A 22,981-nucleotide genomic window follows, 5' to 3' on the forward strand; every position below is an offset into this window, starting at 1 on the left:
TAGATCAAATCTGGGCAGTCCATTTGCCATGGTCAGTTTCATCCGGCGAAGGTGGGTCAGTTTACCCGGCTTATCCACTAAGGACTTAGGAAAATGATAAACCATAGCATCAACCAACTCTTTAATTTCTTCTAATTCATTATGTCTTGATATGGTAATTCTAACTCCGGTGTTTTTTACTGGAACTGCTGGAAAAATACCAAGATTGACGAAAAACCCTTCTTTCATTAACCGATTGACAAAGTTATAGCCAGTTCTTGGCATGCCTGTTCCAATGTAAAATACAGGGGTATTGTTATTGTCGATCAAAGGTAAATTGGTTTGTTTCAAAAGATCGTTGAAGTATTGCGTTCTTTCCTTTAGTTCTTTTTGGAACTTGTAGATTTCGGGTGACAGGTGAATTTTGGCCGAAGCTGTAGCCGCTGCCACAGATGCAGGTTCTAATTGGGCAGAAAAAGTTAAAGGTCCACCAAAGGTTTTGATTTTATCATACATCTTTTTATCCGAGCAAGCTAAAACAGCTCCACTAGCTCCGAAGGTTTTACTAAGTGTTCCAAACAATAACATTTGTTCATTCACTTCTCCTACCTGACTGAGAACATATCCCGTTCCATTTTTGCCCGTCCAACTCATTCCATGAACATCATCGAAATATAGGTGTAACTGTGAATATTTCTTAGCCAACTCCATTAATTCATTAACAGGAGCGTAGTCACCATACATGGAGTATATACCATCAGCCATATACCAAATTTTTCTCCTAGTATTGGAAAGGGACTTTATTTTATCTTCAAGCATATCTAAATGATTATGTCTAATCATTTCAATAGGAACACTTCGGGTTTTTAGAAGCTTCGCTGCGCTCTGTACGCTCCAGTGGACTTGATGATCTAAAATGATTGCGTCCTGGTCATCTACTGCACTGGGTATAACTCCCAAATGTCCAAGTGTACTATTCTTGGTAATTATTATTGGTGTTTGGTACATCTTTGCAACACATTCTTCTAATTCCTTGTAAAGAGGGTGTGATATGTAAGATTTGGAAAGTGGGAATTGAGTACCGTAACGTGAAATAGCTGAAATAGCTGCATCCTTCAATCGTTTATCCTGTTCTAGTCCAAGATAACCTGTAGTGCCAAAGTGAAACAACTTATTTCCTTTGATGATTATAGTTCTTCCAGGAAACTCATTTTCATCTGCATATAAATGTAAAACGCCTTCCTGTTTTGCATCGGTAAATACTTCATTTACCGTTTCTAAAAAATTGTTGTGCTTGATTTTTGCCATGTTCTATAGATTAAAGTCATAAAATTTAATGGCATTTGTGGGAAAATAAAAAGATGACGTTAATTCTAATCCCTTAGAGTCAAGTTTTAATCCGTAACAGTCAAGAAAATAGCACTATAAATGCCATTCAACGGGTATTAGTGAAGAATCAATTATTGATAATTTTGTAAATTTACAAAGAAAATTACCTGTTTTCTATTAATCATGTTAAATTATCTCAAAAATGAGTATGCAGAGTATATTCAACATGACGGCATAGTATGTATCACCTATAAAAATGGAATTAGTATAAACTTGGACGCCGCCGTTAAAATTGTTGAAGATAGGCTCTTGTTTCAGGAAGGCGACCCTTTTCCTGTATTATGTGATATTCGAGGTGTAAGGGAAGTAGACAAATCAGCCAGGGACTATTTAGCAATGGAAGGTTCCCTGTTAATAAAAGCTGTTGCGTTTATTGTGGAACCACCCTTGTCCGAAATCTTATCTAAGTTTTATCTTAAAACAAGTAATCCGCCCATACCTACAGAACTGTTTACTGAAAATTCAGAAGCGATGAATTTTTTGAATAAGTATTTATAGAGCGATATTAATTACATAATAAAATGAGTGCCCTTAGTAAGAGTGAAAGAATGCGAAGGATTAACCAAATGCTTTTGGAAATGGCAGGCGGGAATTTCTTTTTCAGACTGCCTCGAACAGATAAAAACGATAATCTTGAAGCATTAGGCTTAACTCTAAATATGCTTGCGGAAGAAATTCAAGAATCACTCATTCATCAGGGTTACGCAAACTCAAAAGGCATTACCAAACATATTATTCAGCTCTGCTTCATGTTGGATTCCAAGGGGAAAATTCGAATGATCAACCAAAAAGTTAGCACTCATCTTTCATTTTTGTACGCTGATATAATCGATAAGTCTTTTGAATCATTTTTAGATGAACCTTCTAAATTGAAGTGGAATCAGACATGGAGGTTTATAAAGAAAAAGAACTTCTATGATACATCTATTGACCTAACATTTATTTCAAAAGAAAAACTATTATTGCCAAATACTTGCTTTATAACAACATTCAGAGGTAAAACAGAGCAAGAAAGACAAACCTTTATTACCGTAGTACACCACATTAATGGGTATCATGAATTAGAAAAAAATCTTGAAGAGGGGGTTATTCAGTTTAAAGAAAAAGAGAATACACTTGCAGTTTCAGCAACAAAAAAATCTCAAAAACCAAAATTACGATTGAGTTTTGATGATATAAAAAAACTAAGAGAAGCGCATTCCATTATTATAAATAATCTTGAACAAGAACTTCCTTCCTTAAAAGATTTTGCCCTTCAGTTAGGTACCAATGAGTATAAATTGAAATACGGCTTTCGAGAATTATATGGGACAAGCGTATATCGTTTTCAAAAAAATGAACGACTTCGAAAAGCAAAAATGCTCATTCAATATAGTGGATTGACTTTTGAATCAATCGCCTTTAAAACTGGATTTAAAAGTCACGCGCATTTTACACGTACCTTCAAGAAAAGATACAATTTCTCACCACGAGAGTTACGAAAAAAGACCCAAAAGGACAGAGAACTATAACCAATACCCCTTCTGTCCAATAGATTAATCCCTTATAGTCAAGACTTTATCCCTAAATAGCAAATTTAAGTATCGATCTTTACCATATCAATTCAAATGATATGAATCGCTCTTTTATCTTCACACAGAAATACTTAAAATTCGTTAGTTTTTTATACATTATTTTGTTTGTATATACTGCCACGAGCAAGCTAATTCATATTGAGCAATTTCATGTACGTGTTGCAAAGATGCCGTTCATATCCGAGTATTCCAGTTTGATAGCGTGGAGTGTTCCTGCTATAGAAATTTTAATTGCCGGACTGTTTCTTTTTCCTAAATACATTTTGTCAGCCTTATATTCCAGTTTTTCCTTAATGTCAATTTTTACAGTCTATATAATTATAGTGTTAAGATATAGTGATTCTATTCCTTGTTCATGCGGTGGTGTTATTTCAACCATGAGTTGGAAGGAACATATATCTTTTAATTGCGGTTTTATAGCCCTTTCACTTATTGGAATTCTGTTGATTGAAAAAAACAAAAAATATGTAACAAATTGAAAATACTGATCAGTGGGAGGGGAAGCCGAAAACCTCAAAAATAGAGTAGGCTAAATTTAATTTAAAAAAAATGAAAAATAAACTTAAAAAATTTGTACTGCCAGCTTTCGCTCTTTTAATGGCAGTTAGTTTGGCATTTGCTACCGACGCAGAAGCATTCCTTGAAACTGGTTACATTCAAGGTCCAACAGGGCCAATTCAGGTTCAAGTTGATTGTAAATCAGAAATTATCGATCCTTGTCTTTATCTTGGTCAACATGTTTATGAGGATCCGCAGTTCTCAACGCCTATGAGAAAATCACAGCCATAGGGTTTTATGTAAAATGAAAAGGTGTCTTAAATAGACACCTTTTCTTGACTAATTCAAATAAAAACAAAATGAAAAAAATCATTTATCCAATTCCAAATACTTCCTTATCAATGGCTCCAATCGTGCTCCTCTTGCATTTTTATCAACTATGATCCCATCCTTATTTAATAACCATACCGTAGGATAAGAATTGATATTATACAGTGAGTGATAACTTACAGTTACATTTTTTCCTTTATCCAAATACTGTGGCCATGTTGCACCTTGCTTTTTAGTAATTTCAAGAACACGACCCTTTGACTTATCATTGTCCGCCGCTAATCCAATCACTTCAAATCCATGTTGTTGATATTTTTCATACATCTCTTGGACATGTGGCATCTCTCGAATACAAGGAGGACATCTAATAGACCAAAAATCAACAAGCACAACTTTACCTCTCATTTTACGCAAGTCTATTACAGAACCGTCGATAGCTGTAAATTCCATCTCTAATGGTTTGGAATAATCGATACTCTTTAAGGCAGCCAAATTAGCCCTAGCCATTTGATTTATTTTTTTATATCCTAGGGGACTATCCAACGATTGGTCCGAACTTGTCATTTGTAAAAAACTCTCCCAATAAGGCTGCGCCAAACTAGGTGATTTCTTAGATACTAACGCAATGAGTTGTTGAACGTAGGTTGCTATTATTGGCAAATCTGCATATCTCCTCACAAGATCCATTTGCCTTAATCGAAAAGGTTCCCAATAGTGCTTATCAAATTGCTCCCAATATCCGGCTTCCTTACCTTCTTTTTGTTTGTACAAGCCATTATATAACTCAAACGCCTGACGAAAATCTCGTGCTATAAGGCAAATCTCTATTAATAATTTTCTTTCCTGAGGTGCATCGGATTGAATAAATTCATCAGCCAATTCATTCCCTTTTTTCAGCCACTTATTTTGTGCATCCTTATCAATAGGCAACGACCTTAAACGTTCAAAATAAATGGGAGTACTATATGGTATTTCTTTTTCAAGGAAAACAGTCAAACTATCCGGTATTTTTTCTTTTAGAAAACGAGGTTCAAAATACATGTTAAAGAAAAACTTAAGTACCTCAAAATAATGTCTGTCTTCGGGATAGGACTCTAAAAAATTCTGCGCCAAACGAACTCGGTTTTTAACTACCCTCTCTTCAAACCTTATTTTTTCTAAAAACGAAGATTTTTCATAACGCTCACATTCTTCAGGATAATCACAAAAAAGTGCCTTCAAAGAATCAATTTGTTTAAAATCCTTTTCTGCTTGAGGATTTATTTCTGTAATATCTCTCTGATTAGTAGTGTCTGTTTTATTGTTTTCTGAGCAAGCAATAAACAGAAGCGATACTTGAAGCAGTAGAGCTATTTTATAAACTTTTAACTTCATAATATTCATCTTTAGTTTAACTCCATAACATGCTAATACCCTAAATTTTGCGGTAATAGATTGGGGTTGATTTCTAATTCGGACTCAGGAATTGGAAGTAGTATATGTGTTTCCTGCCAATTTGGTTTTACTAAACCAAGAATCGCCCCTGCATTCCCCGTTCGTTTTAAATCAAACCACCGGTGGCCTTCCTCTGTAAACAATTCCACGCGGCGCTCTTTCAGAATTGCCTCCAATAATTCATTCATGGAATTTGCAGTTGTATTGGGTAATCCAGCCCTGTTTCTGATTACATTTAAATCCAGTTGTGAACCTGAATTATTACCCAATTTAGCCCTAGCTTCAGCCCTTATCAGGTATTGCTCTGATAATCGAAATATGATGGAATATTCCAATGACTCGGTTTCGGTAAAGGGAGCTTTGTATTTATAGGCATAATGTAAAGTAACAGTTCCATCGCTGCTTGTTGCACTATTTGTCCAGTTGTTTAACCGCAAATCTCCAGGTTCAAAGGCATCTAATAAGGTAGTGGTCAACGCATATCGTTGCCCAGGAATCACTTGAATTATTAACTCATTAGCTTCATGGGTATTTATGGGATTATCCCCTGGCTTCAATTGCCAAAGTGTTTCTGAAGATTCCTTTAGAAAAACATTATTAATGTCAGATTCCAAAGAATGATTGGCAATGAGTTCACTTGAAGTCGTTTCTGCTAACTCCCAATTTTCGGTGTACAAATACATTCTAGCTAACAATGCCTTAACTACTGACTGATTCGGAAAAATATTTTCACCCGAAGCAGGAGTGTTTTCTAATAGCATTTCCGAACTTACCAGGTCAGAAATAATATTATTGGTTACTACAGATACTGGTAATCGTTCTACCGAATTATTTTCTAAATAATTGGTTGTGGTGATATAAGGAATATCACCATAAATGGCAGATAATAAACTATGCACATAAGCTCGAATAAATAGAGCCTGTCCTTTAAATCTATCTTTGTCATCGATGTTCAAGGAATTAGAGTTATCCACTCCTGCAATAATATCATTGGCGGCATATATCACATTATAACCGTTACTCCACCATTCTAAAAGAAGTGAATTTGAAGCAACAACGTTATGATTGTACAATTCCGCACTATTTACATCAAAACCATAATAATCAAGTTCATCACCGTAAATACCCATTAATGTTGTCAAGCCAAATCTTCCTGATACGATACCTTGTTCACGCATTTTAAAATAGATATTGGCAAGAGCTGATTCAACAGTGGCAGGGTCATTGAATACGGTTTCCGAAATCAATAAGTTCTTCGGTGGATCAGCTTCTACAAAATCACTGCATGATGTCAAACTGAAAATCATTGTGAATAGAAGCAGGCCGCTTATAATTCTGTGCTTAAAAAAGTTATTCACCAACTTTTTAATGCATATTTTGTTTTGTATATAATTCATAATATTTTGTGTTTCGTTAAAATTTTACCTGAAGTCCAAGGGTAATTTGCCTCAATGGTGGTAATCTTATACTTGAAGGTTGTTCTGGGTCCGGTCCATCATAATTTGTAAAGGTTAGTAAGTTCTGTCCTTGTAGATATACGTTTATGTCCAGAGCATTATTAATGGTAGGAAGCTGATAGTTCAAAGAAATGTTTCTTAATCGAATAAATGAGGCATCAGACACAGCCGCATTACTATCACTTTGATTCAGGTCACTCGGACCAACGCTTGGAGAAAGACCACCGGAGGCCAATTGTACCGAATTTGTGTCACCTTCTCCCTGCCATCTATCAAGTAAACTAACTGGGCCATTACCTCTAAATCCGGGAGTTGCTCGCCATCTTAAATTATTGAATGCCCTTTGTTTTTTAAACTGAAATAAAAAGTCAAGGGAAACATTCTTATAACTAAACGTATTACCAAACCCTCCATAGAATTTTGGCGCAAAGTCCTCAACCCACTGTCTATCATCAGGATTGCTAATAGCACCATCATCATTATAATCTTCAAATTGATAAAGACCCGTTTCTGGATCAACTCCTAATGAGTTATACAGTTTAACAATAGTTAGCGGTTTGCCAATAATAAACCGATTTGCAAATGCTGAATTTTCTAAGTCATCAAATTTTATCAGTTTGTTCTTGGGAATTGTCAAGTTGATTGTTGTAGTCCATTTAAAGTTTTTACTTTGAATGTTAATTGTTCGCAAATCCAACTCAAAGCCTGTATTCTCAACAGTGGCATCAAAATTCCCAGTTAGCTCTGAAAAGCCAGTGGTTGCAGCCAAAGGAATACCGATTAATTGGTTTGAAGAACGATTCCGGTACCAGGAAGTATTTAAAAATATGCGATCATTGAATAAGCCAAACTCCAATGCCGCTTCCAATTTTTGATTTTCTTCCCATCCAAACAGAGGGTTGAAAATCCCTGTTGGTTCTAAAATTGAAATTCCGTCATAATCAAAACCGGAGACGTTATAAGTGTCAAGGTATCTGTAATTTCCAATGTTATCACTTCCAGTAGTTCCATAGCTGGCACGCAACTTCCCAAAACTTAAAACGGAACTATCTTTAAAAACCTTCTCGTTTGAGAATATCCACGCCAATCCCACTGCACCAAAATTCCCGAACTGTTTTCCTGGACCAAAACGTGAGGAACCATCTCTACGCCCAGTTACGTTTATAATATATTTTTCTTTCCAGTTAAGGTTGATTCTACCAAAAAATGCCTGATAATTATATTCACTATCCGCATCCTCTAGGATTTCAATGGTCTCTGCTGCTGTTAAGTTTTGTATTAGATTATTATTTGGAAACCCTGTTCCCCGTTGTACTAACTGTTCAGAATTTTCTCTTTGAAAAGTTGACCCCAACAAAACTTTTAGTTTAATATTGTTCCATTGTTTTGACCAATTTAATTGAGGCTCAATTATCCATGATTGACGTTTAGAATTATTCATAGTTATTGAGGAATAATTTTGTGGTGTAAATCCGAATGATGGGTTTCGCGCAGAGGATGGAAGTGTCCTATAGGATTCCAAATCGGAGGTATTGAATCCTAAACTTGTTTTGAATTCAACATTTGGAAAAACCATATAGGACATTCCTGCATTAGTAATTAGGGTGTTTATTTTTACTTCATATACCTCTTCAAGAGACGCTAAGGGGTTATTCCATGTATTATTTTCCCAATTCAAATTGTCTTCATCATCAAAAAGCATAGGGGCATTTGGCTCTAGTGTATATGCTTGGCTAGTAAAGTCAGATCTTGGTAATAGGTTTTTTTCATTAGTATAAATGGTAGAAAGATTTATCTTAAATCGACTATCATTGGATTGGTGATTTATGTTGTTGTGGACAGTTGCTTTTTTATAATTGGCATCACCAGGAAAAACGGTGGTTTCTTTTTGATAGCCTCCGCTAATCAAAAACTGGGTATTCTGACCACCGCCTGAAACGGATAACTGTGCATTGTTTCTATAAGCTGTACCACCGATTAACTCTCTTTGCCAATCCGTATAACGGGTGTTATCCCAACTTTTAACATCTGGCCAGAAAAAATCGAATGCTGGATTGTCAAGAAATGGACCAAAACCATCGTTTGTAATTCCTTCTCTACGTAATTCAAGATATTGTTCCGTATTTAAGAGTTCTAAAAAGTTAGTGACTTTTCCAAGGGTACTGCCAATATTGGCCTTGAACTGGGTTTTTCCAACTTTACCTTTTTTGGTGGTAATTAATACTACCCCGTTCGCTCCCCGTGATCCATAAATAGCTGTAGCATCTGCATCCTTTAATACTTCTATACTTTTAATATCATTTGGATTAATAGCATTCAATGGGCTGATATTACCAGTAAAGATTTGTCCAGAAACGTCATTAGAACCCAATGATTGGGAACTGTAGGGAACTCCGTCTATAATAAATAAAGGGTCGGAAACACCATTAATAAAGTTCTTTCCTCTGATTTCAATATTAAAACCTCCTCCAGGAACACCAGATGATTGTACAATATTTACACCTGACAAATGACCTTGCATTGCAGCCAATGGATTATTTACAGGCTGCTTCTCAATGGACTTGGCTTTAATAGTTGCAATGTTTCCAGTGCGTTCTTTTTCCTTGACAGAGTAGTATCCTGCGTTTAATGTGATTTCACCCAACTGTGTGACATCATCCTCTAGTTGAACATTAATTTCTTGTCTTTGATTTATTGAAATAGTGAGGGTTTTGAAACCCAATGCGGAAAATACAAGTGTGTCATCTGGATTCGCTGAAACTTCATAAGAGCCATCAAAATCTGAAACGGCTCCTTTTTTGGTATTTAGAACCATGATGTGCACCCCAGCAATTGGTTGACCGTATTGGTCAGCTATTTTCCCTTTTATCAATTGATTTTGATACGCAGGCGTTGCCGCTAAAAGGGTTGTTAGAAAAGGGGTAAGAAATAGGAAGATTGTATAGGATAAGCACTGCTTACCTATACTCAGTTTGTTTATTTTCATAATTTTGTATTAGGTTGAACAATAAATTTTGTTTAATTATTAGCCTCCTAATAACCGTTCGAAAAGTTGGTTAGGAGGTTTTTTTGTATCTTATCTACTCATAGGCAATACTTTTGGTTTACTTGAAAAAATGGATAATAGTCTACTCGGACCATTTAGGGACTTGTTCTATGGATACAAAACAAGAGTCCAAATGATCTTGGTAAATCATGTCATCATTAGGCTTTAATCGTGATTTGTCCGGATTCAATTAAGCGTAGAATCGTTAGTTATGGGATAAAAATGGAATCGTAATCCGGAAAAGTGCAGCGTGATTCCCATAACTTATAAGCCTATATAGGGCATTTGGGCTTTTTTATATAAAGCAATTCGTAATTGGATTTACCAGACTGATAGATAATTCCGCTCCAATGATTGGGATAATTTGAATCAAATATTTTCAGGTATGGCGAACTAATTCTCAATAATTGTAAACAATTGGTTTATAAAACAGCCTTTTTAATTCTTGCGATTTCAAGGATAAAATTTAAACAAGTGCTAAGAAATGTTGAGTTAATCGACCAAAAAAATGAGCGTGGAACTCAACCTATCAGAAAGAGGGCTCTGGTAAGGGCCTTGCAACGATAAGAGAGCCCACGCCCGGGTCGTGAGCAAATCTACTTATCATCTCGTTGCAAAATTTACCAGATTTTCTTTCAGAGAATCAAAGCGACAGCTTCAAATATTTTAATACGAAGAATCGCAAAATTATTAAACAGTGTGCAATATATAAAAAATATTTTAATGCGGCAACAGAACACCGCATTTTTTTAACATAATTATGGCACTTTCAGAACTCAATAGAGTGAATGAAAAAAGAGTACAAAAAAGAGGTTTTAATTCTGTTTGGCAAACGTCTTAAAGAGCTTAGATCGCAGAAAGGTTTAAGTTTAAGAGAATTGGCGAATGAGTGTGATTTAGATAATAGCTATATTAGTAAAGTTGAGAAGGGTAAAATCAATATTCAATTTGGAACTATTGTTGAATTAGCTGCTGGCCTTAAGGTTCATCCTCACGAACTCTTCAAATTTGACCACGAATGGAGAGATGAAGCTTTTGAATAAGCACTCTAAATTTCCAACATCTCATATTACTATATTCCGGCACTAAACCCCATTTGCTGCCGAAATATAGTTTTTGTACTTTTGTGACAAACAATTGATTATCACAGAAACCACATTACATATAGACGCTCTTAAAAAACGATTTATAAACGTTGAGTCCATTTCCGTAAAAGATATTTTTCAATTCTATCGTAGTAAAGATGAATTTGTAAAAAAGAGTACCGTAGATTGGCGTATATATAAGCTCGTTGATAATGGTATTATACAACGTATCGGTAGGGGTAAATATAAATTCGGAAAGCAAAAGGAATTTACACCCTTAATCTCAAAATCCACAAAATCGTTATATAACAAGCTTAAAAGAGAATTCCCTTATTTGGAAATTTCAATCTGGTCTACTGAATGGTTAAGAGACTGGATGCTCCACATCCCCAGGAATCATGAAGTCATCATAGAAACCGAAAAAGGCACTGAAGAAAGTGTTTTCTATTACTTGTCCGAAATAAGGAAAAATGTGTTTTTAAATCCTTCAATTGACATATTGGACATGTATGCCAATGAGGATAAGGATAAAATTATAATTAGAAACCTCATAACTGATGCTCCTCTTCAAAGAACAAACAATGTTCAAATTCCATCCATTGAAAAAATAATTGTTGATTTAATTCTTGACACAGAGTTATATTCTAACTACCAAGGAAGAGATTTGGAAAGCATTATTGAAAATGTCTATAACCTATATTCTATAAAAGAGGATAGACTTTTACGTTATGCCAAACGCAGAAGAAAAAGAGAATATGTCGAAAGTGTGATAAAAGATATTGTTTAAATGATAGCACTCGATAGCCTTACTCCCGATTGGATTACATCTAAAATTAAAGAGTTCAAAGCTGACCCCATTATTGTAGAAAAGGTAATTCGCGCATTGGTTCTATTGGAAGCTCTAAAAAAGGAAAAGCTAGAATTTATTTTTAAAGGTGGTACTGCTCTAATGCTTATGATTCAGGAACCCCGACGATTCTCAATAGACATAGACATCATTGTAGAAAATAAGAAAGCTGATATTGAGGGATTATTAAATAATATCGTCGAGAGTACGGATTTCGTTAAATGGGAAGAAAATAAAAGACAGACGGTTTCAACCATCGAAAAGGCACATTATAAGTTATTTTATAAACCAGCCGTAAAAACGAAAGGGGATCTTAATTACATTCTCTTGGATATAGTATTTGAAGATAACCCCTATGTAGATGTTCAGGAAATTGATATTTCACATTTTCTATTGTTAGAATCAGGGTAACCTTTAAAAGTAACCACCCCAACATTGGGAGCTATCTTAGGAGATAAATTAACAGCTTACGGACCTAATTCAACAGGTGTTCCGCTCACAAAACCAATGGAAGCAATGAAGCAGATATACGATATTGCCGGGATTTTTGACCGTTTAGAATCTCTTAAAGGTGTAAAAGAAAATTTTATGAAAGTCGCACAAACCGAATTGGTCTATAGAGGTTTCAAAACAGAAGAATATGAGGTTATTTATAATGACATTGTAGATACATCCCATAACTTTTGTGTTTACGGAAGACTTAATAAAAAGACATTTGCTATAATGCGTTCTGGAGTAAGTAGGCTTAATAATTTTATTTATGGAGATCGCTTCAGGGAGCCCCAAGCCCAAATTGCTGTTGCTAAGGCATCCTATATTGTAAGTAAGCTGGAAAAAGACGAAGAGAGTTTAGAATTATTCAACCCAGAAGTTGATATGAAAGATTGGATTATTAGTGATCACAACTATTCGGCTTTGAATAAACTAAAAAAACACAACCTAGAGGCGTTTTATTATTGGTACAAAACTTTAGAAGCTTAAGCTAGCACTTTTTCGGCAGCACTTTTTATCTCAAAGATTTCTTGTCCTTCGTCCGGATAATGACATAACCAATCCTGTTCATCCAACCAATTGATGTAATCCTTATCTTTTTTCCATACATCTTTAACAAGTTGCCCTTTGTATTTTCCAAATGAAAACACTACACCTTTCCATTCACTCCTGTTACTTCTTGATTCTACATTCGGTTTAAATAATGCGTTGTATTCATTTAAAAGTCCTTCTTCTCTGCATCTATAATAGAGCCATTGAGGACGATACCCTTTTGCCTGCCTTCTTTGTTCCAGAATCTTTACCTTATCTACATTTGAGAGTTTGGCAAAATTATTTGAATGGGACTTACGAAAAGATCCAGACCTAAGTGATCTGAACAATAAAAATTCAAATATTTTTATAATAAATACAAACGCTATTCTCATGATTTGTTAGATCGGTTAAACAATTCAATTTGCAACAACTAGAATCAAAAACTAAACCAAAATTTAATTATTTATGGCATTTGCCCCAATTTATATTACTTATAATGAAGAGATTAACCAACTACTGATTGTTAAAGTTATCTCTTAGTTTTCTACACAGGTTTGAGTATAAAAGCATATAAGAACTTTTACTTATCGGTACATTAAAATCCCATTCCTCCAAATCTTTTAGTACTTCGCTTTTTCCTGTAAACCTATAAACCATAAAGTCAAAACTACTGGAATCCAACAATGCCTGTTCAGAGGAATTAAACAAGTCCATTGCCTCCTTATTCGCTGATAAAATATATTCCATTGTTACATTCATAAAAACTTGTAGTCAAAATCACCAAGGTAGAACAGTCTTTAAAATCATCCAAATCAAAAAGTTTGGTTTCCAGAGACTTTAATGAAATAATCCCTCACAGTCAAGATTTAATCCTTTAAAGTTAAAATTTGAAAGCTTTTCAAAACATTTAGAAACCTAACTTTTCCCAATATCAAATCTCTACAGCACAAGGCTTCGAACACCTCTAATTGAGGTGTTATCGAAACCAGGAAAGTTGCTCTTGATTATTAATTCTAGGGTATCAACTACTTCATGTATAGCCAGAGCCTATAAAAGCTCACGCCAATTGGCGTGAGCTTATCCGCTTATCACCTCTAACGTGAAAATTACCTGTTCTCTATTGGAGGATCAAAGAGACATATATAATGTGTATGCAAACATAACTAAAATTATCTGATTGTTGGCACAGAAACCAACATCAATTTATTTCATTCTTTAGAAATTAACGGTTTGCAAAAATTACCAGATTAACTTGAATAGTGAATTAAAAAATAATGAAAAATTCAGAATCTTATTTGGCGAAAACTTAAAAAAGATACGAAAGTCTAAAAATTTGAGTTTTAGGAAACTTGCGCAACGTTGTGACGTGGACCATGCGAACCTTAATAAGATAGAAAAAGGCACAATCAATATTTCTATGAATACCATATATGAGATTTCAAAGGGATTGGATATTCAGCCCAAAGAACTATTTGATTTTGAGATAAAATATGATATCGATTAAAACTATTCATGTATAACTTTGAGCCAATGCATTCTTTTATTTAAACATGGATTTAACTTCACTATGAATCTTTATGAAGTTTTTCTCCAAATCCAACGGTGTAACTTCTACTGACTTGGGTAGCTTCTTTTCAATCTGTGGGCGTTTAAACCTCACTTTTCTGTCTTTACCATCAGCAAAAACAATAAATTCACCTTGTTTCAATCTAAAGAAGATCTCTGCTCTTCTTTTCGGAACCTCTCTTTCTCCTTTAGTGATTCGAGCTTCCCATGACAGTCCGGTTCCCTTGCTAACACTCCTGGTTGGATTCTTAACAATCTCAAAGAAACGTTCGTAATATTTTGCGGTGTCCGGGTCGTTCACCTTTCCAAAAAACTGATACGAGAGATTACTGAGTATGGCTTTACTAGCTTTTTCTCCATATAGCATGTCATTTTGAATCTTATCCTGCATCACATAAACAGTGGAAATATTATAGCTTCTAAGTGTGGCCGGTATACGATGCATGTGCAACAACCTAATTGTTGATGCTTCCTCTAATAACAAAAATGATGGCAACCTGTTTCGCTCACTCATTTGTTTGGAAATAGTATGTAATACCGTAGCTATTACAGGTGATAAAGAGGCATCCTTTTTCGGGTTGTTAACCACACAAACCACAGAAGGATTTTCTGGGTTGTTGATGTCCAATGGAATATCATCCGAAGACAGAGCCATGAATATTTTTTTGGTGCTGATTTTTTTAAAGGCGTTTGCCAATGTACTTTTTACACCTGCTGTTTGACGTTCTGAACCCACACCACTAATAAAGGCATCTGCCATAGCTCTCGAAGTAATGTTGCCTTTCAGAAATTGTAATAGTCCTTTTGTATTGAGTTGTTGATATAGGGCAATTAAATGAGGTATTGTGCAATAGTCCTCATAATCTGTTTTTAGCCGCCAGATCAAACCGCTAATGAGCCCTTCAACAGCGTCCTTAAAAAATCGGGATGTACTATTATCATCGGAGTCTTTTGTCTCTAATAAGTTTTCCAGAAGTACCCTTGAAACTTCATAAACACTTTCTTCATCGGGTAAGTATTTTGGAGCAATGGGATTAACTCTGTAATAAATTGGGTCGAAGGACACAATGTAGAATTTGTTACCGCTGTTCAGGTATAGGGGATAAGCCATTTCTGTTATCTCAAAATTCTTATAATCATGAATAACTCCGCAAAACCTGTTATTTTTAAAATGCTTCATCAATCCAAAAATGATGCTCTCGGTCTTTCCGCTTCCTGCTGCAGCAATGATCGAAATACCCCTGCGAATGTTTTCAAGAACCAACTTGGAACCCCTGGTTTTCATCACTACTTTGTACTCCTTAATAATTGACGGACTTTTAGCGTTAACTCCGCTTAGGGCAAACATTACAACATTGATAAATTGCAAGGGAAGGAACATAAATATCAGTGCTTTTAATAACGACTGTAAATCGAGCTTGGTCGAATTAATTGCTGCTGCAAGAACCAGGAACAGCACTATTTTCAAGAACCCCTGTTTGACAAATTTGTTAAAGGCATAACTTATGAGTCCACCAAAGACCAATGCCGGAATAAGTATTTGAATTTGAACGTTCATAATCTAATCTAATTTAAACTCCAATGGAGCCAGAGTTAATAGCAGTTTCCACACCTCTTTTGAGTTTCATTAAAGCCTTATAAGCGAGCTGAACTTTATTGGTTGGGATTGTTGGAACATTCACCCCGGATTTAAATAACATTTTAAAAGCTGCTTGCTTTTCTGTTGTTGGCAATCCTGCCAACATAGCAAAAAACTGTTTTGGGTTTTTATCCAAAACATTTCTCGCCTTGTAACTCTCTACGAAGTTTCGTTTATAATTAAATTTCTTATCGAAAGTCTTTTCTGCAGCCGCAAAGAATTTGTCCCGGTTAAAACCTTGTTTTACTTTTTGTCCGTTTATAATGGTTTCTGCCTCCTTGTTTTTGGCCAGTGGAGATAGCTTATTTGAATTGGTTGCATCCTTATGGCTCACAATGATATGGACATGATTTTGCATGCCCTCTTTTTTCATTCCCCTTACAATTCGTTTGCCATTGATCTTATGAGGGGCATCCATTTCCAACCGTTTGATCTCTTTTTTAAGCACCTTGATATTCCCTTTAGCTTTACCAGATTCAATATCCCTTATCTCCCCTTGAAGTTTTAATATTTTCGTAGCGTAAGGTTGGTTTTCCCTAATCTCCTTATCGTTCCCCTTAAAGGTTCTTTCACGCTCGATCTTTGCAAAGTATTTTATGTCATCTATCTTTACTTCATTATTCCTATGAAATGAGGCAGCATAGTCTTTCATCATTTCCCTTATATATTCGCGTAACTTTTCAGGGTCATTGTTAATTGCTTTCAGTTCCCTTTGTGATGGACTGACCACTATTGAGTAAAATTTCGGATCTTTCTTGTTGAGCTTCGTGGTGTTCTTATCTATTTGTTCAATAACTTCTTCAGCGCTAATGCGATCATTATATTGATTAAAGAATTGTTCCTGATGTTCGGGGCTTATTTCCTCATTTTCTTTTTCCAGATATTTGACAAAATCACTAACGCTTCCACTAAAGTTTTCACCTTGTCGTTGTGCGCTGATTGCTATATACATACTTATAAATTTTTAATGGTTCGTTTATACTTTTCTATTTCCTCGGGGGTAAGCTCCATCTTCAGATAGTCCTTCCCAAAACTCACCTTGACTTCCTTTACCTGTTCCAGCACATACACAAAATCCAACTTCAAGGCTTCCATTTTTTCCATCAATCTCTCATACCTTATTTTTGGAATCGTAGTTTCTTCAATCCATTCTTCACTGCTGTCCTGGTCCTCAAATTTCTTTTCGATAAATTCAAAATCTTCTTCAAAATCTCCACCCCCATTCTCCGGTGCGAACTGCTGATCGAACAAAGATTGGAGCATTGCAACGGTGGGTAATGTTTGGCTCTTTTCAATATCCCTGATAATGGCAATGGCATTGCTAATTCTTCTTTTAATCCTGATTTCAATGGCAGCTAAACTACCATCGATGGAATCCAATGGAGAGATTTCATGCACCTCAAAAAAGTCCAGCATGGCACTCAAGGTTTCTGTATTGGACATGCTGAGTGTTTTAGAAAGGGTTCTGAACCTAAGCGCTGTTACCTTCTTAATATTGATCCCGGAAAACTCATATTTTGAGAATTTTTCCATTTTTTGCTGCAAATAATTACCTGTTTACTGGGGGTCTGGGCGTTTTTGCTGCAAACCGCCATATTTCACTTTTTACCCAACCCTTGAAAACCCTCATAAACAGGGGCTTTTCGCAGAAAATGGAGAATGTACCGGTGCGCCAGCACGGTACCCTCTTGCTTCTCCTTTTCGTTCGCCCTGCGAACAAAAATCCGAACCACTTGATTGTACCAATCAGTGGCATTGCATTCTAACAAGAATTGAAATGCATGGTCAAAAGGAAAGTCAAATCAAAAAATGGAATGACCATACATAGCCCAATCAACGGACTTGTATAAATATACCATCGTTTGAGAAAAAATGAAAATGTAAAACTATGCCAAATGAATACAATTGATGGCAATAGAAATTAAATTTCCAACAAAGGAAATTCAAGGCGTCACATTTAATAGAAATGACCATTAAAAAAGACTCTTTTTCAAGAGCCTTTTTGTAATGAGTTGATGTTAAAAATCAACTTAAATTAGGGTGCTGTTCTTTCGAGTATTCAAATTTGAACAACCACAAATTAATAACCAGATAAAAAGATTTGTCTGATACATTTTGCTCTGAGGTTTTAATAGCTTGTGATCTTCTCGCTGGAATTTCCAACACTCTTTTTACTCTTGCTCTTGTTTCCATAATGTAAATTTTTGAATTATCAATTATTTTACTGGAGACCTGGTTCCTTAAAAATTTCATCTAAAAAGGAAACGGAATAAATTTGCGTCGGCTGAGGATGTGGCTTTATGCCGTAGTCTTTTTTATGGGAATATTTTTCAGGGACTAACTTGCAGTCAAATGAATGTTAATTGACTATAACGGATAAAAACTTGACTCTAAGGGATTAGAATAGACATCACCACTTTGTATTCGTACATATAGATTTATATTATGTGCTTTTAATTTTCCGCACTATGAAAAACCAATTAATGTGTTTGTTTATTACGGTGTTCTTTTCTTGTTCAGAGCATCATACGACACCTAGTGAAGTTGCTCAAGTCGTTGTTGAGAGCTTTTATAAAAAGAACAATGATGCTCTTAAAAAACATACCACCAATGAAAGCTTTGAGTCCTTTTTATCGATTCAGGGATTTATTACCGACTCTGAAAATAAAGCTTCCGATTTTGCAGTAATTGAGGAAATAGCCGAAGGAGATATTGCGTGGGTGAAATTCACAACCTCCTATGAAGACAAACCAGAAACGTTCAAATTGGTTCTTGTTGATGGACATTGGAAGGTAACTGAAAAAGGGTTAAGGGAAAAGCCCCCTTTTGAATAATCAAGCCCCAAATTGGTTTTTGTGGGTTCGATACCTGTGAAAAACAAGAACACAAAAAATAGCCTTATGTTGTTAAGACTATTCCCTGTTTAATTCGTTTATATGCTAAAAGTATATTTATAGTTGTATAGATTCCTCATTACCTCTGAATCCAATACATTGGTATATTTTAACTGATTTCCTTCCGCATAGGCTTTTATCTGTTCCCCATATTGATGTTCCACATCTTTTTTAGACATTTCAAAAAGTCTTTTTTGGGTTTTGTCATCGAGGTTGTTAAAATTCAGGTGTATCATCATTCATGACTTTAAATTACAATAACCCCTCATCTGCAAAACTTAGGTACTCACCATTTGAACTAATTATCAAATGGTCTAACACCTTAATATCAAAAAAATTAGATGCTGCCTTAACCTTTGAGGTTAGTTCCAAATCTGCTTTACTTGGCTTTAGTTGCCCAGATGGATGGTTATGCGACATAATAATTCCAACGGAAAGAGACTTTAACACTGTTGCGAATAATATTCTAACATCCACATAGGTTGCGGAAATACCGCCTTTGGAAATTTCATAAATTCCTTTGACCTTATTCGAATTGTTCAACAATAAAATTTTGAAACTTTCTTGTAGTTCGATTGTTCCTTTGTCCCAAAATTCAAAAAGAAGTTTCGCAGCATCCTTAGAGCTGCAAATTTTTGGAGCATCAGAAATTTTAATCTTCTCTTTATAACTGATTTGTATTTCGTTGACTTTGGTTTTCATGATTCATCGATTTTGATTGAAAATGACAAAGGGTGAAACCTCGAATAGTAACACCCTTTTGTAATCTCATTAGTCGTTACCTCCCAACAAAAGGATTTCAGAAACAACCACTTCAGTAACATATCTTTTGTTACCTTCCTTATCCTCATAAGACCTAGAGGTCAGTTTGCCCTCTATGGCAATTTCTTTGCCTTTGGTTACGTACTTTTCAATGATTTCGGCTGTTTTACCCCATGCTACAAGGTTATGCCATTGGGTATCGGTTACTTTTTCTCCTTTACCATTTTTGTAGCTTTCATTGGTTGCCAATGAAATTTTAGCTACTTTTTTACCACTTTCTAAGTCTCTGATTTCTGGCTCTTGTCCAACGTTTCCGATTAACGTTACTTTGTTTCTTAATGTACTCATGATTTTAAAAATTTTAAGATTAATATTTCCCCAATTCGTTTTAAATTTTATGGGGTGTTTGTTTGATTCCTTGCGTGCGTAGCACAATAAATCAAGTGGGTTTTGTCAAGACTTTTAGGGAGAAATCAGGAGTGTATGCAACGTAGTTTTTACCTACGGGCTAAAAACAAGGCAGTAGAAACCTTATTTATTTCTAAAACTTGTACCAGTCTTGACAAGTTCCATAATGTCGTTAGCAATTCTTTCACACTGCCATACAAGGAAGCGTACGGGAAGTTAAGCGAGTGAAGTGTGGTCGTGCTGATTAGAATTGGTTATGACATGCCTGTTTTTCGATGCCCCGAAAAACCTTTTGGGCTTTATTTATTATTAACCCCATAAAATTATTGAGGTGGAAGTCTGGTTTTTTTGAGAATTATCGAGCAAAAGTTCAAGAGGCTTTTGCCGTTAATTCGGTTAAAAAAAATCACACTTTTACCTTTCCTATTAAGTCTCGTATAAGCTAGTAAAATCTGGAAACGTTTTGTCTGATTACCGAATTCCATTTGATGCACTATTTAAGGCGGACTCTATTTGCAATTTTGGACTGTAAATGAGGGGTTCCGTTCCAGTATAGCGGATCGGCTCCCGATATGAAAGGAGAAAATTGCGAATTGTGTCCAAGATTTTTGTAATGAAGCTCTTTTACCGAAATGGAGTAAAACGGAATGAAGCGTAAAAGTGCTGAGGCAAACAAATTGAACTCTTCTCCGTATATGGACAAGAGTTTTATTGATGTTGGTATATTAGCTCATGTTTTTAATGAATATTAAATCTAGAAGTACTGTCTTGGAAACAATTCAGCAAATAAAAAAGAGGAATCCCGTAAAAGGTATTCCTCTTAATTAAACAAAGATTATGCGCTGAGTGCTTTCACCTGTTTTTGAAGTTCGGCAACACGCTTTTCAAGACGTTGTTCGCGTTCACTTCTCTTGTCGGCATAAGCTTTCTCAATTTTTGCAATCTCTGTCTTATGGAAACCCTGCATTGCCGTGTAAAAAGAAATGTTTGTATAGTTGTTTATGTGATTGCTCTCTCCAAAATGAACTTGCTTGGTAAGTATAAATCGAATGAGCTTATGAAGCTTTTCTTTTTTGAAGTTCTTTTTAAATTGTTCTACTTGAACTTCTCGACTAACATTAGATGATTTTCCATAAAACGCTTTAAAGTTCTTCTGCTGTTCAAAGTAGCCAATATTGTTCTCAAAAAGTGTAATTGAAAACGCCACCATTTCATCTACAGTTAGTGGCTTTTTGGAATTTATATAATCCGTTTCTCGAATCATTTTTACCACTTCTTCAAACTGTTTGTTGTTCTCAATTTCCTTCTTACGTAATTCCCTGGCGTTTATTTTAGTAATTTGTTCTTCTGGAGTACAGTCTTCCATTTTCCTTTTTTCTATAGGAATTGTGGTCGGAGTAGTTTCAGTTTCTTCCTCCTGTTCAATTTTAACGAAAATCTTCTCGAATTTGTAACTGCCAGTATCAAAATAATATCCTTTTACAAACCCGTTTTCCTCAGCAGCATTAAACTGTCTTACTTCTTCGTTATAATCTTTAATCGCATCATTTAATTCCTCCTGAAGCTCTTGTTCGGTAAATTCTTTCCAATGGTAATCTTCTTTGACGCTTTTAGCAGTTGGCTTTTTTGGTCTTTTCAAAATGTCAATATCATCTAAAAGATAAACCGTCATTCCTTCTTTTTCCATTTGAGAAATTATGAGTTGATTTCCGTCTTGGTTAACCCAGTGTCTTCTTATATCAGGAACCAAAATTCGATTTTCTTTTTTAGCTCTTTCGATAAGATTTAAAAACACTTTCAACTTTTTGGTTTCATAACATGCTGATTTAGTACAAATCATTTTGCCATCACCGAATAGACTTCCCTGATTAATCGCATTGAAGGGGCACAAACTGCAAGCACCAGCTTTTGGAACTAGCTCTTTGTCATCGACTTTAAAAGGTGCCTTTGATAAGTCGTAGGTATTGTTCTCAATCATTCTTTTTATCTGACCGGCATTAAATTCCTTTCCCATTGTCTCCAGCATCATCTTTTGGTCTTCCGGTTCAAAAAGAGCCACACCAACACCCAATGAAAGGTTCATTTTGCCATTTCTTACGAAGCGTTTAAACCCTTCAATGAGTCCTGATAATTTGATACGTTGACGAACAAAACCTTCACCTCTACCTAGTCGCTTCGCAATCTCAGCAGATGTATATTTTTCCCTTAAAAATGCAATTGCTTCTGCTTCCTCAGTAGGTTCAACATCCTGACGCTGCAAGTTTTCGATAATTTGCAATTCCAGAACGTTGTTGTTTTCATATTCGCGGATAATTGAAGGAATCGTTTGTTTACCCGCTATTTTACTGGCACGAAATCGTCTTTCACCCATTACAATAATGTACTCCTTCTTGGACTTTCTGACTGTTATGGGTTGAAGTACGCCGAACTCCTTAATGCTGTCTGCCAAACCTTGCAAATTCAATTCATTATATGATTTCCTGGGTTGCTTTGGGTCGGGCGATATTAAACCCAAGTCCAAATTTTCAATCTTTAACTCAGGAATAACCATAGAAGTGGTCACATTTGAATCTTCGTTAGTGCCAGGTTGACTTCTTCTAGCAGTCCTTTTTGTTGCTGCATTACTTTTTACTTTTGTTTCCATGATTAAATTTTTTGTGTTAAACAATATTTAAGCATGGCTCCAAACGGAAGACAAAATTTTGGAGCGGAAAGGAAACGGAATAAATAAGCATGGGATAAAGAGGGGCTTTATGCCGTAGTCTTTTCCGAGAAAGATTTTGCGAGTTTAACTTTCGGGAATATTGTGTGATTATAAATTTACCTGACAAAAAAATAAAAGAAAATCGTTGCAACGGCTGTATTAAGAACCACTATACACGCACAGATTGCCCAACTAAATTGTGGAAATCCGTCAAACTGCAAACATTTTCATTTTTGTCAATACCAATATAGAATATGCCACCTTCGCGATAATTCTGACCACTTTTTTAAATCCATCTGTAAGCAGGTGTTTAAATTCTATAACGTTTTGTTTCTGTAATTTT

24 protein-coding genes are annotated in these 22,981 nt (G+C 35.4%); 10 read left to right on the forward strand and 14 right to left on the reverse strand.

The features are described 5' to 3' along the window. The coding region (locus tag DX873_RS16860) for an aminotransferase class I/II-fold pyridoxal phosphate-dependent enzyme (RefSeq protein ID WP_116185670.1) at positions 1-1,287 on the reverse strand (1,287 nt) is incomplete at its 3' end. Between the two features lie 204 nt (positions 1,288-1,491). On the opposite strand from DX873_RS16860, the gene DX873_RS16865 reads away from it, so the two are divergent. From DX873_RS16865 to DX873_RS16880, 4 genes are all read left to right on the forward strand, one after another. Continuing rightward, positions 1,492-1,866: a DUF7793 family protein gene (locus DX873_RS16865; RefSeq protein WP_116185671.1), complete on the forward strand. Its 375-nt coding sequence runs from the start codon at positions 1,492-1,494 to the stop codon at positions 1,864-1,866. A gap of 23 nt (positions 1,867-1,889) precedes the next feature. After that, a complete protein-coding gene (locus DX873_RS16870) occupies positions 1,890-2,879 on the forward strand; it encodes an AraC family transcriptional regulator (protein ID WP_116185672.1) in 990 nt (329 codons plus the stop codon). A gap of 101 nt (positions 2,880-2,980) precedes the next feature. After that, entirely contained in the window at positions 2,981-3,421 is a 441-nt protein-coding gene (locus tag DX873_RS19220) for a MauE/DoxX family redox-associated membrane protein (protein WP_116185673.1), read from the forward strand. A gap of 70 nt (positions 3,422-3,491) precedes the next feature. Beyond that, positions 3,492-3,731 (forward strand): DUF6520 family protein, encoded by a 240-nt coding sequence (locus tag DX873_RS16880; RefSeq protein WP_116185674.1) that lies wholly within the window; start codon positions 3,492-3,494, stop codon positions 3,729-3,731. 78 nt (positions 3,732-3,809) lie between these two features. Here DX873_RS16880 and DX873_RS16885 read toward each other — a convergent pair whose 3' ends face one another. Genes DX873_RS16885 through DX873_RS16895 form a run of 3 tightly spaced genes read right to left on the reverse strand, consistent with a single transcriptional unit; the run spans position 3,810 to position 9,647 of the window. Beyond that, on the reverse strand, positions 3,810-5,144 hold the full coding sequence (locus DX873_RS16885; protein WP_181899543.1) for a TlpA family protein disulfide reductase: 1,335 nt from the start codon (positions 5,142-5,144) through the stop codon (positions 3,810-3,812). Positions 5,145-5,176: 32 nt separating this feature from the next. Continuing rightward, positions 5,177-6,601 carry a RagB/SusD family nutrient uptake outer membrane protein gene (locus DX873_RS16890; protein WP_116185676.1) on the reverse strand — a complete coding sequence of 475 codons (1,425 nt, stop codon included), beginning with the start codon at positions 6,599-6,601 and terminating at the stop codon, positions 5,177-5,179. A 16-nt stretch (positions 6,602-6,617) separates the two neighbouring features. Beyond that, entirely contained in the window at positions 6,618-9,647 is a 3,030-nt protein-coding gene (locus DX873_RS16895) for a SusC/RagA family TonB-linked outer membrane protein (RefSeq protein ID WP_116185677.1), read from the reverse strand. An 848-nt stretch (positions 9,648-10,495) separates the two neighbouring features. Between DX873_RS16895 and DX873_RS16900 the strand changes: the two genes are divergently transcribed. From DX873_RS16900 to DX873_RS16915, 4 genes are all read left to right on the forward strand, one after another. Continuing rightward, positions 10,496-10,750 (forward strand): helix-turn-helix domain-containing protein, encoded by a 255-nt coding sequence (locus DX873_RS16900; protein WP_116185678.1) that lies wholly within the window; start codon positions 10,496-10,498, stop codon positions 10,748-10,750. A gap of 94 nt (positions 10,751-10,844) precedes the next feature. After that, the gene (locus DX873_RS16905) at positions 10,845-11,579 is read left to right on the forward strand and encodes a DUF6577 family protein (protein WP_147296682.1); all 735 of its coding nucleotides are present in this window, start codon (positions 10,845-10,847) and stop codon (positions 11,577-11,579) included. Next, positions 11,580-12,050: a nucleotidyl transferase AbiEii/AbiGii toxin family protein gene (locus DX873_RS16910; protein ID WP_116185680.1), complete on the forward strand. Its 471-nt coding sequence runs from the start codon at positions 11,580-11,582 to the stop codon at positions 12,048-12,050. Between the two features lie 24 nt (positions 12,051-12,074). Further along, entirely contained in the window at positions 12,075-12,620 is a 546-nt protein-coding gene (locus tag DX873_RS16915; RefSeq protein WP_116185681.1) for a hypothetical protein, read from the forward strand. Here the strand turns inward: DX873_RS16915 and DX873_RS16920 are convergent. After that, a complete protein-coding gene (locus DX873_RS16920; protein ID WP_116185682.1) occupies positions 12,617-13,057 on the reverse strand; it encodes an exodeoxyribonuclease X C-terminal domain-containing protein in 441 nt (146 codons plus the stop codon). The two genes, DX873_RS16915 and DX873_RS16920, sit on opposite strands and share 4 nt — an antisense overlap. Positions 13,058-13,178: 121 nt before the next feature. Further along, the gene (locus DX873_RS16925; protein ID WP_181899544.1) at positions 13,179-13,379 is read right to left on the reverse strand and encodes a hypothetical protein; all 201 of its coding nucleotides are present in this window, start codon (positions 13,377-13,379) and stop codon (positions 13,179-13,181) included. Positions 13,380-13,917: 538 nt separating this feature from the next. On the opposite strand from DX873_RS16925, the gene DX873_RS16930 reads away from it, so the two are divergent. Beyond that, positions 13,918-14,169 (forward strand): helix-turn-helix domain-containing protein, encoded by a 252-nt coding sequence (locus DX873_RS16930; protein WP_116185684.1) that lies wholly within the window; start codon positions 13,918-13,920, stop codon positions 14,167-14,169. Between the two features lie 36 nt (positions 14,170-14,205). Here DX873_RS16930 and DX873_RS16935 read toward each other — a convergent pair whose 3' ends face one another. The 4 genes from DX873_RS16935 to DX873_RS18970 form a co-directional block, all read right to left on the reverse strand. Continuing rightward, positions 14,206-15,789, reverse strand: a complete 1,584-nt coding sequence (locus tag DX873_RS16935) for a type IV secretory system conjugative DNA transfer family protein (RefSeq protein ID WP_116185685.1) — start codon at positions 15,787-15,789, stop codon at positions 14,206-14,208. 13 nt (positions 15,790-15,802) lie between these two features. After that, on the reverse strand, positions 15,803-16,822 hold the full coding sequence (gene mobB / locus DX873_RS16940; protein WP_116185686.1) for a MobB family relaxase: 1,020 nt from the start codon (positions 16,820-16,822) through the stop codon (positions 15,803-15,805). A 2-nt stretch (positions 16,823-16,824) separates the two neighbouring features. Then, positions 16,825-17,403, reverse strand: a complete 579-nt coding sequence (locus DX873_RS16945) for a BfmA/BtgA family mobilization protein (RefSeq protein WP_116185687.1) — start codon at positions 17,401-17,403, stop codon at positions 16,825-16,827. A 492-nt stretch (positions 17,404-17,895) separates the two neighbouring features. Beyond that, positions 17,896-18,063 carry a hypothetical protein gene (locus DX873_RS18970; RefSeq protein ID WP_181899545.1) on the reverse strand — a complete coding sequence of 56 codons (168 nt, stop codon included), beginning with the start codon at positions 18,061-18,063 and terminating at the stop codon, positions 17,896-17,898. A gap of 275 nt (positions 18,064-18,338) precedes the next feature. Here DX873_RS18970 and DX873_RS16955 point away from each other — a divergent pair, with 275 nt between their 5' ends. After that, positions 18,339-18,704: a nuclear transport factor 2 family protein gene (locus DX873_RS16955; RefSeq protein ID WP_116185689.1), complete on the forward strand. Its 366-nt coding sequence runs from the start codon at positions 18,339-18,341 to the stop codon at positions 18,702-18,704. Between the two features lie 98 nt (positions 18,705-18,802). Here the strand turns inward: DX873_RS16955 and DX873_RS16960 are convergent, their stop codons facing one another. From DX873_RS16960 to DX873_RS16975, 4 genes are all read right to left on the reverse strand, one after another. Further along, a complete protein-coding gene (locus tag DX873_RS16960) occupies positions 18,803-18,943 on the reverse strand; it encodes a hypothetical protein (protein WP_232520969.1) in 141 nt (46 codons plus the stop codon). 73 nt (positions 18,944-19,016) lie between these two features. Next, positions 19,017-19,466, reverse strand: a complete 450-nt coding sequence (locus tag DX873_RS16965; protein ID WP_116185690.1) for a JAB domain-containing protein — start codon at positions 19,464-19,466, stop codon at positions 19,017-19,019. 69 nt (positions 19,467-19,535) lie between these two features. Beyond that, positions 19,536-19,874 carry a single-stranded DNA-binding protein gene (locus tag DX873_RS16970; protein ID WP_116185691.1) on the reverse strand — a complete coding sequence of 113 codons (339 nt, stop codon included), beginning with the start codon at positions 19,872-19,874 and terminating at the stop codon, positions 19,536-19,538. Positions 19,875-20,769: 895 nt separating this feature from the next. Then, positions 20,770-22,578, reverse strand: a complete 1,809-nt coding sequence (locus DX873_RS16975; RefSeq protein ID WP_116185786.1) for a ParB/RepB/Spo0J family partition protein — start codon at positions 22,576-22,578, stop codon at positions 20,770-20,772. Between the last annotated feature and the right edge of the window lie 403 nt (positions 22,579-22,981).

Source organism: Flagellimonas nanhaiensis (assembly GCF_003382275.1).
In the GTDB taxonomy this organism is placed as follows: Bacteria; Bacteroidota; Bacteroidia; order Flavobacteriales; family Flavobacteriaceae; genus Flagellimonas; species Flagellimonas nanhaiensis.